This window comes from Hymenobacter agri (assembly GCF_054778495.1).
In genome coordinates this window covers 1-16,440 of the sequence record NZ_BAAGZM010000033.1, presented here as the reverse complement: position 1 = coordinate 16,440, position 16,440 = coordinate 1, and the positions used below count along the sequence as shown (strand labels likewise).

Here is a 16,440-nt window from a genome sequence, read left to right as displayed (position 1 = left end):
TGGCCCCTGGCCGCCGCCTCGGTCCAGGCACCCAACCCAGCGGGCATCTGGCTGCACGATGAAGGGCAGTACAAAATTCAGGTCAGCCAGCACGCCGGCCGGTGGCGCGCCACCATTCTGGTGATAGGGCCTGGGGTGCCTCCCAAGGACACGCAGAACCCCGACCTCCGCCTGCGCGGCCGCGACATCGTCGGCACCGACATGTTCTGGAACCTGCGCTGGAACCCCGGCGAAGGCAAGTTCACCGGCGGCACGCTCTACGCCTCCCGGTTCGGCAAGCACATTCCGGCCACCGCCTGGCTCGACGATGCCAACACCCTGCGCGTGCAGGGCCGCGTGCTGCTGATGACCCGCACCCTCACGTTCAAGCGCACGGCCCCCTGACGGCCTTCAGCCAGTGCTACCCATGCACACTCCTGATTCCCTACGCCCCGAACTGCTGAGCCTTACCATGACAGGCCGTTCAACCCCGTTGGCGCCCCGCCGCACGGTCCGGCGGCGCATTGCCCGGGCGTTGCGCCACGTGCTGGTCGGGCACCGCCGTTGGCAAGCCGGCTTACGCCTAACCGAAGACCTGCACCTGAGTTCGCTTGACCGGCAGGAGCTGGCGCTCGACCTCGAAACGGAGTTCGGGCTGGACCTGCCGAACGCGGAAGTAGCCGCCCTTGCTACCCTCGGCGACGTGGTGGCCTGCGTACGCCGGCACCTGCCCCGGGCGGCCTGAATCGGGCACCAAAAAGTCTGTATCGGCCTGCTCCGGCTTGCCCCACCCTTTTCGCCTATTCTCTCATGTTCACCGCCCCCCTGCTGCCCCAATTGCCCCGGCCCTCGGCGCTGGACCGTTACCGCTTTCGGGCCGAAGCCAGCGTGGCCCTGCTGTTCATGGCGCTGCTGGAAATCGGGGCGGCTTTAATCAGCGGTCCGAGCGTGCTGCGTGGGGTCGTGGTTCTGCTGGTGGGCTATCCGGTAGGCCTGTTGATTGGGGTGCTGGAGGTGCGGGTGCTGCCGCGGTTTCTGGCGCGCCAGCCCCTGTTGGTGACCGTCGGCCTGGCCCTGGGCCTGCACCTGGTGCTCTCGGCCGGTTTTGTGGTGGCGGGCCGCGGGGTGGTAACGTGGCTCCAGCAAGGGGCGACGGACGCGACGGCCCGGCTCGCGACGGCCTCGGCTGCCCGTTTTACGGTGGGCACGGGGGCGTTTGCGCAAATGCTCGCTTTGTATGGCTTGAGCTTGCTGGCTACCATTCTCGCCTACCAGGTCAGCCGCAAAATCGGCCCGCGGGTGCTGCTGGGGCTGCTGACGGGCCGCTACCTGAAGCCCGTGGCCGAGCACCGCATCTTTTTGTTTCTCGACGTCAAAAACTCCACCGGCCTGGCCGAACAGCTGGGGGAAGAACGCTACAGCCAGTTCATCAGCGACTTTTTCCTGGACCTGAGCGCGCCGGTGGTCGCCAGCCGGGGCGAGATTTACCAATACGTCGGGGACGAAGCCGTGCTGACCTGGCCCACGGCCGTGGGAGCGGCGCACGCGCGCTGTCTGGAGTGCTTTTTTGCCTTCACCCGCGTCATTGCGGCGCGGCAGGCGTACTACCGCCGCCGCTACGGCGTGGTGCCCGAATTCAAGGCCGGCGCCCACCTCGGCCGCGTCATGGCCACGCAGGTGGGCGACATTAAAAGCGAGTTGGTCTACCACGGCGACGCGCTCAACACCACCGCCCGTATTCAGGCCGAATGCAACGCGTTGGGCAGCCGCCTGCTGGTGTCGCAGGAGCTGCGGGAGCGGCTGGGCAACCTGCCCGCCTACGAACTGCGGGAGTTGGGGCAGATAACGCTGCGCGGCCGCCAGCAGCCCGTACGCCTGGTGGATGTGCGCGAGCCGACGTAGTAGTCATGCAGGAGGTCATTGCTCCATTGCGGGCCGAAGGCTACTCCAAACAAGACAAGCTATTGGTCTTGGTTAAAAGTTTAGTACAAAAGTATAACGGGTAGCTGTTTGGCAGCTTGGTGTAGAGGCATGCCGACGCCCGCTAACTGCGGCTGCGGGGAACCAGAAAGGTACACCTTGCTGGCCCCCATTAATCAGTGGCGGTTGAGTAGCAGAAAATGGAGCCAGAAAGTGGGGCCACCGGTGTCGCTTCTAGGCCCCACCTTGTTGACCTGTTCGGCCTTCATTGGGACTCTGACTGCATCTGGACTTCAGGCCAGCAACTCAGCAGCATGCCAGAGATGATAACGGCTTGCTTGTAAGCTGGCAGCTGTGCAACCGGCAAGACCAGTTTAACTGCTGCGGTGAAACCTTGGAAAGCCCTCTGTTATGACGTAGAAGCCTTGTATACATTTAATTGGGAGACAATTTCCAATTCCTCGTTTAACCTTTGTACCAAACTTTTAACCAAGGCCATACCTGAGCCAGTCCATCATACTGACTCTGATAACGCCCACAAGCTCTTGGTCGTTAGCATGAGCAAGACATAGAGAATCTATGACTTGCTCTGCAACATCTACCTCCTTGGTGCCAAGCAGGTCATTGACTTGGTAGGCAATGCTGAATCGTTTGGTTTGTTCGGCCCCAAGTTGATGCTGTGCAGATGCACAAAAACTGATAGAGAGCAGTAGTAGTAGCAGATTACAGAAAGCTAGCTTAACCATTTTAAAAGTTGTGCGAGGGGTTTTTGCAGCTAAAAGTACGGGACCTTTAGCCTTAAATACTCCCTCTAGGGCCTCCTCCAAATCAAATTCTTGTTCAGCACCATGCGGCCAAAGTGGCCTTGGCTAAAGTTTGATGCTGCGAACGGGACGGGCCGAACAAAAGGAATACCGACAATGCCGCGTAGGCCTGCTTACTGGCCAGACTGACTATCGGAGCCCTTGCATTTTCAGGAAAAGCCCTCCAGGGTTCTTGTCGGCCTTGATTTTATCGGTTTTGAGTTTATAAATGAAGCCGAAAAGGGCTTCTGTATGCTTGGGGCTCTGCAAAATCTCCTGCACCAATTTGGGCTCGACAATGCCCAACGACTCTAGGTGCTTGCTGGCCATTTGGGCTTTGGCATCATCGGCCGGCAACTCAAAGGGTATCAGCAGTTGCTTAGGCTCTTGCGCGTTGACATAAAACTTAATCCGGTCATAGGCACGGCTCGACTTCAACAGCTCGTAGCTGACCCGTAAATCGGTGTGCTCGTTTATTTGATTGATGGCTACCTTCAGCACGTCACGCTGAAAGTTGGCGATGGCGACGTATTGCTCCGGCTCTTTTCCTTTCGGGTCCTTCAGGTTGAGCATGTACTTAAACTCATCCAGGGTGTAGGTTTTCGTGTGCCCTACGTCTTTCCATTGCGAAACCAACTGATAGATACGCTTCGCAAATTTGCTCGTCAGGCTCAGAGCCGCTTGCAGGTGGTAGCTAGTAAAGTTGCTTTTCAGGTCGATGAGGTAGGGACGCATCTTCTCCGAGATTTCCAGCTCAATTACCCCTTTGCCTTTCAAGTACTCGGCCGAAGCCAGCAGACTTATTTGTAGCACTTTGGCCTTATCCTCGATATGGTAGATGCGGCTGTTGAGCTGCTCAGTCGAATCTAGCAGTTGCTTGTAGTTCCACTGGCGTCCCGTCAGAAGCTCCAGCTCGCGAACCCGTACCAAGTACATCGTGCCGGGCTTATCGTTACTGCTTAGTTTGGAGAGTAAGGCAAAGACAATGTCCATCTCGCAAGCGCTCATTTCATAGCGTGCGTTGGTGATGGCATTATGTTGTCGCACCTGGACAGAGGCAACAGTTTCAGCAGCAGTGGTAGACATAGCAGCGAGGGAAGGTTCGACGTCTCAAACATACGTCAAAAAAACCAAGTAGGAGGGAAGTAAAAATTTCTCCTACTTAGCTTATAAAACCTCCTGCTTCAACTTATAAAACCTCCTGCTTAGCTTATAAAACCTCCTGTTCAGCTTATAAAACCTCCTGATTGGCTTATAAAACCTCCTAGTTATGTACTATAAGTATTTGGTAAATAAGCTGTTACGCCGCCCTACAAATACTGTTAAATACTTAAAATACCACAAGCTTGATGATGCCCCCTCTAAAAAAGCATTTAAGTATAGAAGGTGGGCGGCAGAACGAAAAAACAACAAAAAGGGAGGGTTTATAATAGCACAAACCGGGATTGCACTTTTCTACTATTTATTACTATTTTACTAATACAACACTCCTGGATGCCCCTTAGCCACTCAAAGATATGCTATGACCCCGACCCAGAGCGCTTCTAACTGACGGCATTATTGCCTCCTTTTTGACTGATAAAACCTCCTACTTAGAACTGCAGAAACTACTCCCCGACAGGTGAGAACGCCCTTATGGCTTATAAAACCTCCTACTTAGGGAGGCACTACCCCTCTTAAGCAGACAATTCATATCGTCTGGCTTATAAAACCTCCTACTTAGATTGGCCCCACGTCAAGCAAAAGGGACTTATAATTCCTCCTCTTTCGATTCAGAATCCTATTTAGGTGAACCAGGCAGGGTTTCGCAACTCGGACTACTGCTGGTCCATTCTCCATCAGTGCCCATTGCCGTTGGCTCAAAACGCTAAACGCCTCTGACCAGAAGAGCATCGGGTTGGACTTATAAAACCTCCTAGTTAGAGGAGTGGACGCCCACAGCAAGGCAGTTGGAAGACAATTGGGCGGGTGGCCGGGCTGTCCAGGGCTGCGCTGCGCTCCGGTCCTGACGGACAACTCCCGCTGGTCGCTCCCTTCCCATCCCTACCGCGAACCAAAGGAATAAAGCACCGAAATACTGCCTCGCTGCAGGCGTGCTTGCTACCCTACCTAGCCGGGTGATTAGTGCCCCAACCAGCTCAGAAGAACAAAAGGGAAAAAATCAACGGCTATGCCAAAAACGACTTTTTATCAGCAGAAAATAATGTAAATAATATTGCTAAAAAAGCAACAATAAGGGGGTGTTTTGCGTTTAAATACTATAAGTAACAATCACAAAAACAATGCTTTAGCTATGAAACGCACCTCCCAAACCCTCGACCATCTTCGCCAGTACTTTACCGAAAACGCCCGGCAGGTTCGGGTGGAGGAAGTAGCCGACACGGTAGCCGTTGGCTACGTGCGGGAGCGGGCCGGCTCTTTTTCCTATGCCGTGTTTTATGGCAAGCAGAGCAAGCCGGCTAAGTACTACAGCGCCAAAGACGAGGCGCAGGCCGAGCAGCGAATCATTGAGGCACTGACCCTGGCTGGCCAAGTGGCCCAGCGCCGGGCCGAGGAACACAAGACGGTGCGCGCTCCTTACCATGACCGCCAGGAGGACGAGGTTACCTGGCGCAGCTACACCGTCGCCGGCACCGCGCAGCTCATCCGGGAGGCCCTGAAAAAAGCATTCCCAGGGGTGAAATTCAGCGTAACATCGGACAGCTTCGCCAACGGCACCAGCGTTGATATTGCCTACATCGATGGACCGAGCCGCAAGCAGGTGGAGCAGGTGTACGCCCCTTTCATTAGCGGCCACTACAACAGCCAGGAGGATATGTACGAGTATCACCGGCAGCCCACGACCATAGACGAGAGCGGCAAGCTTTACCGCATGAGCTACGGGGCCAAGTACATCAGTGAGCGCCGCAGCTACTCGCCGGCTTACGGCTTCTTCCTTAACTCGCTCGACTTGCGCGAGGTCCCCAGCTTGGCCCAGCAGTTCGCTGCCTTCTACGACTGGCACCACCGCCAGCGCCACGCGATGCAGGCCAGCTACGGCCAGAACAAGGGCATCCACAGCGTCACCAGTGATAGCAGCTTTGGCGACCTGGAACGCTTTGCCGAGGCGCTGACTGCCCAGGGCCACACGCCCACGCTGACCAACACGGCCGAGGGCCTGGAACTGACCGTTGCCGAGCCACTGGCCGACGAGACAGACCGCCAATTTTACGCGGCTGAGCTAAGCTGGCTACAATCCTACTAGGAGCGACGGCACCTGCCCGGCCCCGAGCCGGGCGGGGCAGGCCCGGGGACAAAAGGAGAATGCAATTACAAAAACTACAAGAGGGAAAAAGTCATTTTCATGCCAATTTATTGCCAAAAAAATAATATTATTATTGCTAAAAAAGCAACATAAATACGCCCTTTTGCGTTTAATAAGTATCAGCAACGCATCAAAAAGCCCTTTTCTATGAGCAACGCCCCAGCCCCGAAGCCCGAAGTAGTAGAAGAAGCTTATATCATTTTGCAGCAGCTTGGCGGCAATAAGTTTCTGATGATGACCGGAGCCGATAAGCTGATGGCAGCTGGTCGGTCAGACAGCAACCCGAACCCTTGGCTTCGCATGAATTTGCGGAAGAACCAAGCCCAGGTCAACCGTATGAAAATTACGCTCATGCCCTCCGACACCTACAAAGTGGAATTTTACCGCCAGGTGCTCGTCGATTGGGAGCCGGTAATCAGCCACGAGCAAGTTTTTGAGATGGTGTACGGCGATGACCTGCAAGCCCTCTTTACGTCGGTTACCGGCTACGATACCCACCTCTAAGCGCCGCGCCATGAAAGCCCCCCGAGCCCTTTCCATCGACCTAGAAGGCCAGCAAGTGAAGGTGTACCGCAACCTGAAATACAAGGGCCTGTTTTCGGTGCAGTTCGCGGGGCTGGTAGTGGCCCACCTTGCCACGGTGCAACTGACCGGAGTAGTGTTCAAAGTGACGGAAACCGGCCGGCAGCGCGTCCTTACCCAGCGCCAGCGCAATGTTCACGCCTATGCCATCGGAACCTTCCGTAGCGCTCCGCAGCCCACAGCCACAGAGCCCATCAGCTACAACCCATACCACGCCGGCCATTTTTTTCGGGTCCAGGACCAAGCCCCCATTCACAGCGCCCAGGCGGTGGTACTCAGCCAGGGCAAAGCCTACGCCAGCGCCCAGCGCTAGGACGCCGAACTCGAATTTTTACCCACAAGGCAGGCCTTGCAATGGGCCGTCAAGTAATCTGCTCCCGCTATGAAAGCCAGCGAAGCCCCGACCATTCAAAGCCCGATGTGGAACCAGTACCGCAACCAGGTGATAGCCGCCATTGCCGACGTCGAGGCCCTGATGCAGCAACTAGGCAAAGGCATCAACAGCGAAGTGCTGGCCGAGGAAGTAGCGGAGCACATGGGTATGCTAATCGACACGCCCGAAGCTTACGAGGCGCTGCTAAAGCTGGTAAAAGCGGCCCGCCCGATAGCCCAGGAGGGCCTGCGCCGGACCCGCGAGGAACAAGGCGGGCAGTACTCCTTACTTCTACTCTAATTCCCCAGTCCCTTTTTTCCCTTTTGTTCTTTTCCCTATGAGCACATACCACCAGGAAGCCTACCTAGCTATTGAGATACAACCCGCCGACGCGGCCGAGAAGGAGCGTCTGATGGCCGTTCGCAAGTACGTGCAGGCCCACACCCGCCAGGACGATTTGCGGGCGCTGGCGCCCTACATCCGCGGGTTGATGGGCGAGGGCTACCAGGTCGTTTGCGGCAGCTCCCATATCTGGCTGAAGCGCGAGGGTACCCCCGAGCGGCTGGCCATCGTTGCCAACCGGCTTAACACGGCCTACCGCGACTGGTACGAGCCAATTATCCCTACCGGCCCGCGCCCCAGCATTCGCACCGAGGACAGTTTGCCCATTCCTGACCAAGTGCCCCTTGGTCCGAGCAGCCCTAGCCAATAGCTTGGCCTTGGCTTATAAAAGGTGGTTTTTCAACTTTTGCCATCCTGCAGTGGGCCGGCGAGCGCCAGACGCAGCAAGGCCACATGCTGGTATTCCTCGACCGTATCACCGAGCCGGACGGCCACCAGATAGTCTGCTACGACGTGTCGGCCTTGTTTGAATTGAGCAATGTGAGGGCATCAAATTGTCATTTTTTACGGTAAGCCGTAATGTTGACAAAAAAGCAGCCTTCTTTTGCTCCCATGAAAAGCCCCAAAGCCCCGACGGTCCCCAGCATTCAAGTTATGCCACTCCTTCAACCGACCAGCCCCGGCCCGGTAGCCTGCCATACATTGGCTGAGCTAATCCATGCGCTAGGCCCGCGGACGGAAGTCGCCCAGGAATTAGGCGTCGTTTACCGGACGCTCACGCTTCGGATGCAGAAGCCAGAGACCGCCACGCTGGACGAATTGCAGCGGCTGGCCGTGCTGGCCAAACTGGACTTGGAGCAGGTCTTTCAGTTGGCCGTTTACCAGATGCAGAACCCCAGCGAAATTCCGGCCTCGCAGCCCGGCCGGCCTTCCCGGCAACACTAATCCCTATTCCTTCCAGCGCCCGGCCTGATGGATATTCCCTTTGAATCAACTCCGCCAAAGCCAGGCGTCCGGGGGATGCTATATCAGATGGCCGAGCTGCTGCTGCGCTACCCCGACCCGGAGCAGCGTCTTGCCGCGGCCACTGCGCTCAACACCCCAAACGAGTTTCTGGCCGAAGCCCCGGACCTGACTACCGTAGCTGAGTGGCTGCAATTCATCGGGGAGGACACGTCGGCCGGCGAACTGCGCGAGCGTTTTCAGCGTCAGGGCTGGCTTGTACCCCTCCCCTAAATCTGCCTTTCCCTACCACTTACTTTCCTTTCCTATGAACAGCTTAGTCACGCTGGCCGGCGTTACTCATGCACTGCCATTCCATCTATACGACGACGTGAAGCAGGCCCCGACCCGTTGCGAGTTGGTCGTTCATCCCGAGCAGGGATGGGCCGTTGCAACCGAATTGGCCGAAGGTGGCGCGGCCGGCCTCGCGCAGTGCCAGGTAACACTGGCCGCCAAAATTTGCCAGGAGTACAACATCGACCCCCAGGCCCTTACGCTCTTCACCCGCTACGCTTACACTGGCAACTACGAAAACGTGTATGCCGTGCGCTTTGTGAGCGGGGAGCGGGACTTGTTCGATGGCATCCGGTTTCTAGGCCCGCGCCGGGATATGCTCAGCCCGGAGGAAGTCGATACGCTGGTGCAGCAGCTGAGCAGCGGCCAGGCTCCCGCGCCGGCGTGGCGTGCATTGCCCTACGCCGCATGAGATTCCTGCCTCGTCGCCGGCAACACCGGCCTTTACCACCGCTTCCCCTCGCCACAGACCCGTTAAGCCAGACGCTTTACGCGGCCAGCCGTCGCGGGGAAGAACTGCTACGCCAAGCACTCCCAAAGCTGGCCCAGGACCAGAAACGGTACAACCGCGCAGTGGCCGCCATCATCATCGGCGGCACTACAGCCATTTTTGGCTTGGCCTGGCTTTTCGGAGATTGGGTACAAGCCCAGTTCCCAGCACCGCCCCTAATCATGCGTTAGTACCCTTGCTTATGAATTCCAACCCCGAAATGCCCGACAAGCTGCTAGAGCAGCTGCTTGAGAATTCGGCAGCCCTTTGCCAAACTGACCTGAACCTAAGAGCAGCTTACCAGCGCGGCCAGGTGACGGACCAAGACATTCAAAAAGAATTAGCCTATGCCCGCCGTATGGAGCGAATCATTTGGGTGCTGATGCTGGGCGGCAGCATCAGCTTTGGCTACTTATGTCACAAAGTCTACCCGGAGTGGCTCCCAACTTATCTCGCACCTCTGATAGCCTACATTAAACAGCTATAAAGCATGGAAAAGGAAGAATGCCGGCAAGAAGTAGCGCCGCTCACCCTGCCGGACCTGCGTTTATCGGTGCCCTATGACGACGCACTACGCTATGCCCAGGGCCGCTTGAAAATGCTTGGTAGTGGGAACGTAAAGTCCTTTTGCGACGCGCAGCAGCTAACTTACACCAATGTTGTTGGCCTGAAAAACAACACCCTGAAAGGCCCGCAACCCCGCTTTCTACAACGGGTACTTAACTGTCTAGCCTTACCAACCGGATTGCTTCAGTACCCCCCCGGTAGCAAAATCCACCGCTTTGTTTTGCCATCGGCCGAGGCACTGGCTGCGTTTCAGGAGCAGCTTACCTTTCTCAAAGGTTATGAGTAGCTGCTTGTGCCCGAATGCAATTCGATTCCTTCACTCGCCAGTATGTCCTCAATCTCAACCCCTAGCCTTCTTCTGTTCCAATTGTCTATTCTTCCAATGAATCCCGAGAACACAAGCCAAAGGGAATGCTTCGAGCCATTCCCCAGGTCAAGTTCGTATTTGTAGGAGGTAGCACGATTAGTCTGCGCTTCGTTATTAGGAGGAAAGAACCCCATGACGGTGTAACATACCGGCGCACCATTACAAATAATCACTTTGGGCCTGAACCGGCGAATCTGTTCCAGTAGATGCGTGCTGCAATTAGTCACAACTTGCTTACTGTCAACTTCTGTTGGAGAGCCATTGACTAACACGACGGCCGGAAAGCTAGGAGAGAAGCATTTCACCAAGTCCGTATGAGCGATGCGACTGTTGGGACCTTTCCAATTGGCATACAGAGCCGGGGAGACTTTTCTGAAATCCCAGAAGTACGGATGGCAATCTGGGTCGAAAGCCGCGAACTCGGCTGGCGTTCGTTGCTCAACGTGGCCAATATCATGTTTTGGATTAAGCCCTACAATCCATATGTCCGCGCTCGTTTTGCCCTCTAAGTATTCAACTGGGCCAATAGTATCAGAATAAAAGCCTAAGCCCATATGGGCACACTTGCCACAAGTCATTGCCATTTTTTCCTCCTTTTCTCTCCTACGATGGAAGTATTCTTTGAAAGTCCCGGTTCTGGCTCCCACGCCACAACGGTAACCGTAATCGGCGCTGGCAGCTCCGAAGAAGCCGTAGAAGCGGCCCGCACCCGGATTTATGCCGAATATGCCACCGACCGCTACGAAATCGTTATCACCCCACCCAGCGGCGCTCCGGCTGAGGCGGACCGGTACGAAATGAGTGTAAGCATTACCGACACTCAACCGGACTAAAACAGAGCTTGGTGGTCTGCTGCTCACCCACTCGGTAACTCGTTACTCTCATCTTATGGAGTAGTGCAGCAGATGAAATAAAAGAACATTTTCTGCGGTTTGCTCGTGGCTCTGCTCCTTTGTTGAAAAGCCACACCATGGAACTGCATAATACCATCAAGAACCTTCGGAAAAAGCGGGGCATCAAGCAAAAAAGCATGGCTGATAAGCTTTGCATGGCTCCCTCTACCTACAGCAAGTTGGAGTCCGGGAGCACGACGATGCCCTACGATAAACTCGTGAGCATCGCCGCGATTTTACAAGTCCCGGTCTATACTCTCATTCAGGAGGACGGCGGTCTGTTTGTGAATTCGGTCTATGATAAGTTCTCTTTGATGCTGCACTTGGCTTACCATACGTTGGCGTATGAGCAGTTTAGTGCCGTGCCTTACGAGCAGTTGAACTTCGAGCAGTTAAGTCAATTGTCGGTGAAAGGATTTGCGAGCCAAGACTCCTATGAGAATACGCCGTTAGGAGGCCGAATATATGATTTTGGTCCAAAGAAGGCCTTCGCGAAAATGATAGAGCAACTTGGTATGCAGGTGCTTTTTGAGGAGAAGCTCGTTCGTGATGAGTACTGGCTGAAGATGTGGCACGAATACCAACAAGACCTCAACGCCAATCCTATGGAGCCAGGTTTTGACATGGACGAACAAGAATACTTCATCGTGTATATGATTTTACTCACGATGCCGGATGGCGAGACACAGATGGTTCAACTTGCGGAAAGGGACTTCCCGCAGGGTGTGGACGAACTCGGTGCGCTGGACCACTTAGTCAAACAAACCGGAGCTGATAAAGGTGATATCCTGGCAGTCACCGAAGAAGGGTACGCCCCCGTTGGAGAAATTGTAAAGTGCCTCTGAGAGGCCCCTCCCAACTGGCGGAGAAGGTTGCAGCAGTATGTTTGCAGCATGTTTTACCACTGAAGCGTGGGGTAGACGCGCAACAGCCGGTACAAACAGGTTGAAAGAGCCGCTCGAAAGGGCGGCTCTTTGTGTTCTAGCGCGCTGAGAGCAGCAACGGAATGAGTTGCACAGTATACATTGCCTAAAGGGCTTGGGTGTAATCCCATGCAGTGCACGCCCGACCACTAGACAGAAAGTAAAAGAAAGCCCGCCGCACCATTACAGTGCGTCGGGCTTTCGGAGCGCTCCTACGAGCACTGTAAATCTACGGAGCCAGCCGATTAGTAATCCATCGTTTCCTTCATATGGGCCTCCCATGACCAGCTTCGATACGCCATACCCTAACTACCGTAAGTCGCGCTCGGAGGAAAATGAATGGTTCAGCACCCCACTTTTTCTAGGTAAAACAAAAGAAGGATTGGCAGTCGTCGCATTGGGTCTGCACAAGACCCTGCAGCCGCGGACAGTGGAAGCACTTATCATCGACCGGCAGGCCGCGCCCGGGGAGAAGCCGGTGTTGCTTGGCCGGCTGTTAAAGTTTGACCCCTACTTTGATTTGGTGTTTGACCAGAAAGCCCTGCAATACCTGCGGCAAGAGCATGGCATGTGGGTAGGAAAACCCCGTCCTGCCCGCCGTTGGCGGACTGACTAAGCCCAGCGTAGGCTAACCTTGAACCGAAATTCCTTCACCTGGTACCATGAGTTTGACATATCCCAGCCTATTAAGGCCCACCACAACGGAAGCCCTTATGAGCGATGGCCGGGAGGTGACCGTTCCGAAAGTTGAGTTGCAGCTACGCCGGTGGGCTGGTGCCCCCATCAGCAACACCTTCGGCAACAAACCACTAATTGACTTCGGTGGCCGGCCGGTTTTTGCGGAACTCTGCGTGTACGAGTTGGTGCGACTATCCGGCTGGCAGGCCCGGTGGGTAGAAACCTATGGGGCTGGCGCAATGACACCTCACCACTTCACGACCTGGGTCGATGCCGGGCTGGCCGGCCAGCAGCACGAGCCCATCACTGACCCCAGGATTCAGGACCTGCTGCAAAAGATTGCGCAGGCCAACGGCAACAGCTACTCGGGGTGTTGGGATGTCGTCGGCTGGAACGGTGAGGCCATTGTATTTGCCGAACTCAAACGCCTTAAAAAAGACCGCATCCGGGCTACGCAGCCGCGTTGGTTGGAAGCGGGCTTGCAAATGGGCCTACAGCCCGAGAATTTCCTGTTAGTTGAATGGGACTATGCCCGCGAGTAGGGGGCTAACCGTTGCTTCACTGCTTGCCTGATAAGCTTGCCAGTCGGACGGCGAGAGCAGGATTTTCAGAAAATCGCTCATGCCAATGTCGTTCTTTTCCAACACGTAGCGCCGCAGTGGCAGCGAGTCCCGCATCTCTTCGTACCCCAACGCCCGCATCGTTGCCTGCGTCCTGGCGGGTAAACCTTCCAACCATTCGAGATAATCGGCTTCCGTTACATCGGCTTCGTGGTGGTGGTAGTAGCAATACGTGGCATTGCCCCAGCGCAGGAACTGCGCCAGGCGGGCGCGTTCCAGCAGGTTTTCTTCCAGCGTCAGCAACTGTACCTGGGCCTCGTGGCAACCCTCGTCGGGGTGCCGGGGGATGAGCAGCGCGTCAAGCATGTTTTACTGCGGTTGGTAGTTCATGCTTTCGTTCCGGGAGACAGGGATAAGCTGCCCCAGCACCCCCAGATAAGTAGCCTCACCGGTGAAGTTGTGTTCCGTGTCAGTAGGGTTTTTCAGCGGAAAGCTTAGCGGCATTCCAGCCCCGTTTATGGTGCCATGCCATCCGTACTTCAGATTGTAGAGTGACCCAATGAGGAAATTAACCCGGTTGAGTTTGAACTCTGGCATGTAGTACGTTTTCAGGCTAAGCATCATCGGTGTGGCATTTTTCATTGCCCTGGCCATTGACAGGTCCCCGACCAGCTCCGAGTTGGTTATTTTACTCTGCATTTCCGTTTCGGCAGGATTTGTAAAGACCATAACTGCGAGGAGAATGCCCAAGGCAATGAGTAGCTTATTCTTCATAAAGGGAGAGCTTTTGGGGGGCTGGTAAGGATTGAGAGGATGTAGCGGCATGGTGAACGAACATGATTATTTCCCATAGGAGCAGCGCCCACAGGGCCGGCGACCCAACTTGACGGCTGCTGCCCGCGTCATCGGTTTGACGGAGCGGGTGCACCATGCCAGGCCCTCACACCGGGACGACACATGGTAGGCATAGGAAGCCGAACCCTGACAGATGTAGATAGGTGCCGGGCGCGGCGGGGGAGGGCCAATGAGTAAAAGCGCAACCAGATAAGGCCACATGGCAGGGCTACTCCGTCTTTATCCTGTACTGCTCATACCCGGCCGCATCGACTTCGCGGATGCTGGCCAAGTCAAGCTTCAGTCCCAACTGCTTGCTGATATAATTTAGCAGCTGGGCCGCACTTTCCGCCTCATCCGTTTTCACGGCTACGGTGCGGCGAACCGCTCCATTATGATTCTCCCGTCCCTTCCACAGCAGGCCGGAGTAGTAAGCGATGCGCGTTTTGCCCGCGCACAGTTCGGGCATCCCCGTTTGGTCCCACAGAAATGCGGAGTCATCGAGGCCTGCGTAAAATTCTTCGGCCTTCCCATACTCCGTAAAGGATTGCTGCTGGTTCGTGCGCTGGCCATCAGGCAGCGTGACCGTGTATTTTACCTCAAAGTGGCCCACGGTGCGGCTTGGCGGGCCATCACCCCCATAGTATTCGGTTGGCATCGTGCGTTGAAAGATTAAATGTGAATCAGTTCTAAGTGAGCCCCGTCTTCGTTGAGCGCCAGGCGCCAAAAGGTCAGGAATTGAAGCAGGGCATACCCCGCTGGCCACGTTGTGGCATCTTCCGGGTCGTCGGTGTGGTCGCATGCCAGTTCCCAGACCAGTTCTTCGGCATCCGCCCAGAAATTGGCCTTGCCAAGGGCACAGTCAGGGAATAGGGCATCCGGGCCGTCATAGAATAGCTCCTTAAGGCCCTGCGCGTCGGCCGCTTGTTGCAAGGCATGGACTGAAGGAAAAACGAGGCATGGCGGCGATTCCCACGCCGCCAGCGGTTCGCCCATCGGGAGCCCCTGCGCGTGCCGGAAATGAAGGTGAATAGCCATTAATAGGAACCGTAATAGTCCCACTGCACGCCCATCGGGTAGCCCCCCACGGCTGCGCTCCCCCGAAGGGCTGTGTGTTGTTTTAGGATGGAGGATTCCAGCGCTGCTTCCAGCAAATCCCGCCCAAAAGAGCCATCGGCGTCTTTTAGCAGGACCGCCGCATCGGCCTTAGCCAGATTGCCCAGCCGGTTCCGGCCCTTTTCCGCCAGCAGCGATTGTTGCTCCGCATCCGAGAGGGCGGGCACGACCAACTGCACCAGGCCGGGAGGGACCAGGTATTTTGTCGCCCACTTCGCCACCTGCTGCTCAATCGCGGCCGAGGTGACCGCAAGGTAGCCGAAGGCCTGACAGCCGTTGGCCTGATAGTGCTGACAGGCGTACACCAGGCGCAGGAAGTCCAACTCCAGCTTCTGCCGTTTGGCGCCCAGCAGGTCGAGGCTGGACTTTGCCATGCCAAAGACGTGGGTCGTGCTCATTAGAGGCGCTTCATATAGAGTACCCGCGCTTCCTTGTCTGCTGGAAAGAACTGCTTGGCCCATCCGTCCAGCTTCCTCCTTCCCACGTCGCCCGAGGCAGCGTTGAGCGTCGAGCTATCAACGCGGGTTTTGATTCGTTCCTCGCGGGTGCCACCGCCGTTGCGGGTAACCATGAATAAAACTTCGACTTCTTGCATGAGAGGGGAGGTTGTAAAAAGAATCGGTGCAAACAGCGGCTGCTAAAAGTAGCACATGGGGCGTACAGCGGCGATATGCACGCTAGCGCACGATAAGTAAATCTTCCAGCCTGGTAGTGTAGGCCGGTGAACACCACTGTGCCTTCCCCTCCCAGGGTGCCCGAACGGGCCGCCCCCCTGTAGCAGGCGGCAGCACCGCCGAGGCCACGCGCACGGTGCCCCGCCCGAAGCGTTGGTTCAGAGCATCAAGGCTAGCCATCAGGCCGGGCCGCTCCGCCTGCAGCGACTTTTCTTCCCTTTTGTTCGGTATCGGTGCCGGGGAGTCAAACAAGGAAAGCTGCTGGCCGGTACCGGGTGGTTCCAATCCGTCGAGCACCACCCCCGCCTTGTGGTAGAGCGTGCCGGGCTCCCATAGCCGGCTGAGCATGGCGCGGGCATAGCTCAGGAGCACCGTCGTATCGGCCGTAGGCCCCGAAGGCAGGGTTAGGGTAGCCGAGCGCGAGAAAGGAGGGAGCACGTTGGTAGCAAAGCGGTTTTTGCTCAGAAACACCGTCAGCACATGGGCCGTGTCGTTTTGCCGGCGCAGTTTTTCCGCCGCCCGCGACAGAAACGAAGCCACCGCGGCCTGCACATCGGCAAATGCCGCCAGGGGCCGGCCAAAGGTTCGGGAGCAACTAATGCTTTGCCGGGCCAGGGTGCCATCTTCCGATGGATGCAACCCCGCGCAGGGCCGGCCTTGCAGTTCCTGCACCAGCCGCGCCCCGACCACGCCGCCCAGGTGTTTGCGCGCCCAGGTATCGGATACGCGGGCCAGGTCC

The 16,440-nt window shown here is 56.4% G+C and carries 26 protein-coding genes; 17 read left to right on the top strand and 9 right to left on the bottom strand.

Annotation, left to right across the window (positions count from 1 at the left end; translation table 11 throughout):
- The 3 genes from ACYVDE_RS03665 to ACYVDE_RS03655 form a co-directional block, all read left to right on the top strand.
- Nucleotides 1–384: DUF2147 domain-containing protein (locus tag ACYVDE_RS03665; RefSeq protein ID WP_460500107.1), on the top strand; the 384-nt coding region annotated here is incomplete at its 5' end.
- Nucleotides 385–406: 22 nt separating this feature from the next.
- Nucleotides 407–724: an acyl carrier protein gene (locus ACYVDE_RS03660; protein ID WP_138082017.1), complete on the top strand. Its 318-nt coding sequence runs from the start codon at nt 407–409 to the stop codon at nt 722–724.
- Between the two features lie 65 nt (nt 725–789).
- On the top strand, nt 790–1,881 hold the full coding sequence (locus tag ACYVDE_RS03655; protein ID WP_138082015.1) for an adenylate/guanylate cyclase domain-containing protein: 1,092 nt from the start codon (nt 790–792) through the stop codon (nt 1,879–1,881).
- Nucleotides 1,882–2,852: 971 nt separating this feature from the next.
- Here ACYVDE_RS03655 and ACYVDE_RS03650 read toward each other — a convergent pair.
- Nucleotides 2,853–3,788 (bottom strand): replication initiation protein, encoded by a 936-nt coding sequence (locus ACYVDE_RS03650; RefSeq protein ID WP_138082013.1) that lies wholly within the window; start codon nt 3,786–3,788, stop codon nt 2,853–2,855.
- Between the two features lie 1,207 nt (nt 3,789–4,995).
- On the opposite strand from ACYVDE_RS03650, the gene ACYVDE_RS03645 reads away from it, so the two are divergent.
- The 10 genes from ACYVDE_RS03645 to ACYVDE_RS03600 all read left to right on the top strand — a co-directional run bounded on the left by ACYVDE_RS03645 (nt 4,996) and on the right by ACYVDE_RS03600 (nt 9,942).
- Nucleotides 4,996–5,946: an LPD29 domain-containing protein gene (locus ACYVDE_RS03645; RefSeq protein WP_138082011.1), complete on the top strand. Its 951-nt coding sequence runs from the start codon at nt 4,996–4,998 to the stop codon at nt 5,944–5,946.
- 207 nt (nt 5,947–6,153) lie between these two features.
- Entirely contained in the window at nt 6,154–6,510 is a 357-nt protein-coding gene (locus ACYVDE_RS03640; RefSeq protein WP_138082009.1) for a hypothetical protein, read from the top strand.
- A gap of 10 nt (nt 6,511–6,520) precedes the next feature.
- The gene (locus tag ACYVDE_RS03635) at nt 6,521–6,901 is read left to right on the top strand and encodes a hypothetical protein (protein ID WP_138082007.1); all 381 of its coding nucleotides are present in this window, start codon (nt 6,521–6,523) and stop codon (nt 6,899–6,901) included.
- Nucleotides 6,902–6,970: 69 nt separating this feature from the next.
- On the top strand, nt 6,971–7,261 hold the full coding sequence (locus ACYVDE_RS03630) for a hypothetical protein (RefSeq protein ID WP_138082005.1): 291 nt from the start codon (nt 6,971–6,973) through the stop codon (nt 7,259–7,261).
- A gap of 37 nt (nt 7,262–7,298) precedes the next feature.
- Entirely contained in the window at nt 7,299–7,673 is a 375-nt protein-coding gene (locus tag ACYVDE_RS03625; RefSeq protein ID WP_138082003.1) for a hypothetical protein, read from the top strand.
- A 416-nt stretch (nt 7,674–8,089) separates the two neighbouring features.
- Complete coding sequence (locus ACYVDE_RS03620) at nt 8,090–8,248, top strand: hypothetical protein (RefSeq protein WP_171025837.1); 159 nt, start codon at nt 8,090–8,092, stop codon at nt 8,246–8,248.
- A gap of 87 nt (nt 8,249–8,335) precedes the next feature.
- A complete protein-coding gene (locus ACYVDE_RS03615; RefSeq protein ID WP_138082001.1) occupies nt 8,336–8,539 on the top strand; it encodes a hypothetical protein in 204 nt (67 codons plus the stop codon).
- 34 nt (nt 8,540–8,573) lie between these two features.
- Nucleotides 8,574–9,011, top strand: coding sequence for a hypothetical protein (locus ACYVDE_RS03610; protein WP_138081999.1), 438 nt, complete (start codon nt 8,574–8,576; stop codon nt 9,009–9,011).
- Between the two features lie 280 nt (nt 9,012–9,291).
- Nucleotides 9,292–9,576 carry a hypothetical protein gene (locus ACYVDE_RS03605; RefSeq protein ID WP_138081997.1) on the top strand — a complete coding sequence of 95 codons (285 nt, stop codon included), beginning with the start codon at nt 9,292–9,294 and terminating at the stop codon, nt 9,574–9,576.
- 3 nt (nt 9,577–9,579) lie between these two features.
- Nucleotides 9,580–9,942, top strand: a complete 363-nt coding sequence (locus ACYVDE_RS03600) for a hypothetical protein (RefSeq protein WP_138081995.1) — start codon at nt 9,580–9,582, stop codon at nt 9,940–9,942.
- Here the strand turns inward: ACYVDE_RS03600 and ACYVDE_RS03595 are convergent.
- Nucleotides 9,933–10,577: a uracil-DNA glycosylase family protein gene (locus ACYVDE_RS03595; RefSeq protein ID WP_394348402.1), complete on the bottom strand. Its 645-nt coding sequence runs from the start codon at nt 10,575–10,577 to the stop codon at nt 9,933–9,935. The genes ACYVDE_RS03600 and ACYVDE_RS03595 overlap by 10 nt on opposite strands.
- 54 nt (nt 10,578–10,631) lie before the next feature.
- Between ACYVDE_RS03595 and ACYVDE_RS03590 the strand changes: the two genes are divergently transcribed.
- The 4 genes from ACYVDE_RS03590 (at nt 10,632) to ACYVDE_RS03575 (ending at nt 13,059) form a co-directional block, all read left to right on the top strand.
- Nucleotides 10,632–10,856, top strand: coding sequence for a hypothetical protein (locus ACYVDE_RS03590; RefSeq protein ID WP_171025835.1), 225 nt, complete (start codon nt 10,632–10,634; stop codon nt 10,854–10,856).
- A 137-nt stretch (nt 10,857–10,993) separates the two neighbouring features.
- Entirely contained in the window at nt 10,994–11,761 is a 768-nt protein-coding gene (locus ACYVDE_RS03585) for a helix-turn-helix domain-containing protein (protein ID WP_460500106.1), read from the top strand.
- A gap of 358 nt (nt 11,762–12,119) precedes the next feature.
- The gene (locus ACYVDE_RS03580) at nt 12,120–12,455 is read left to right on the top strand and encodes a hypothetical protein (RefSeq protein WP_138081989.1); all 336 of its coding nucleotides are present in this window, start codon (nt 12,120–12,122) and stop codon (nt 12,453–12,455) included.
- Between the two features lie 97 nt (nt 12,456–12,552).
- Nucleotides 12,553–13,059, top strand: a complete 507-nt coding sequence (locus tag ACYVDE_RS03575) for a hypothetical protein (RefSeq protein WP_460500105.1) — start codon at nt 12,553–12,555, stop codon at nt 13,057–13,059.
- On the opposite strand, the gene ACYVDE_RS03570 is transcribed toward ACYVDE_RS03575, so the two are convergent.
- From ACYVDE_RS03570 to ACYVDE_RS03540, 7 genes are all read right to left on the bottom strand, one after another.
- A complete protein-coding gene (locus tag ACYVDE_RS03570) occupies nt 13,030–13,443 on the bottom strand; it encodes a hypothetical protein (protein ID WP_138081985.1) in 414 nt (137 codons plus the stop codon). The genes ACYVDE_RS03575 and ACYVDE_RS03570 overlap by 30 nt on opposite strands.
- 3 nt (nt 13,444–13,446) lie before the next feature.
- Nucleotides 13,447–13,851 carry a hypothetical protein gene (locus ACYVDE_RS03565; protein ID WP_138081983.1) on the bottom strand — a complete coding sequence of 135 codons (405 nt, stop codon included), beginning with the start codon at nt 13,849–13,851 and terminating at the stop codon, nt 13,447–13,449.
- A 289-nt stretch (nt 13,852–14,140) separates the two neighbouring features.
- The gene (locus tag ACYVDE_RS03560) at nt 14,141–14,524 is read right to left on the bottom strand and encodes a hypothetical protein (RefSeq protein ID WP_460500104.1); all 384 of its coding nucleotides are present in this window, start codon (nt 14,522–14,524) and stop codon (nt 14,141–14,143) included.
- A 59-nt stretch (nt 14,525–14,583) separates the two neighbouring features.
- The gene (locus ACYVDE_RS03555) at nt 14,584–14,949 is read right to left on the bottom strand and encodes a hypothetical protein (protein ID WP_138081979.1); all 366 of its coding nucleotides are present in this window, start codon (nt 14,947–14,949) and stop codon (nt 14,584–14,586) included.
- The gene (locus ACYVDE_RS03550) at nt 14,949–15,425 is read right to left on the bottom strand and encodes a hypothetical protein (RefSeq protein ID WP_138081977.1); all 477 of its coding nucleotides are present in this window, start codon (nt 15,423–15,425) and stop codon (nt 14,949–14,951) included. Before ACYVDE_RS03550 ends, ACYVDE_RS03555 begins: the two co-directional genes overlap by 1 nt.
- On the bottom strand, nt 15,425–15,622 hold the full coding sequence (locus tag ACYVDE_RS03545) for a hypothetical protein (RefSeq protein WP_138081975.1): 198 nt from the start codon (nt 15,620–15,622) through the stop codon (nt 15,425–15,427). Before ACYVDE_RS03545 ends, ACYVDE_RS03550 begins: the two co-directional genes overlap by 1 nt.
- An 82-nt stretch (nt 15,623–15,704) precedes the next feature.
- The coding region (locus ACYVDE_RS03540) for a DinB/UmuC family translesion DNA polymerase (RefSeq protein WP_460500103.1) at nt 15,705–16,440 on the bottom strand (736 nt) is incomplete at its 5' end.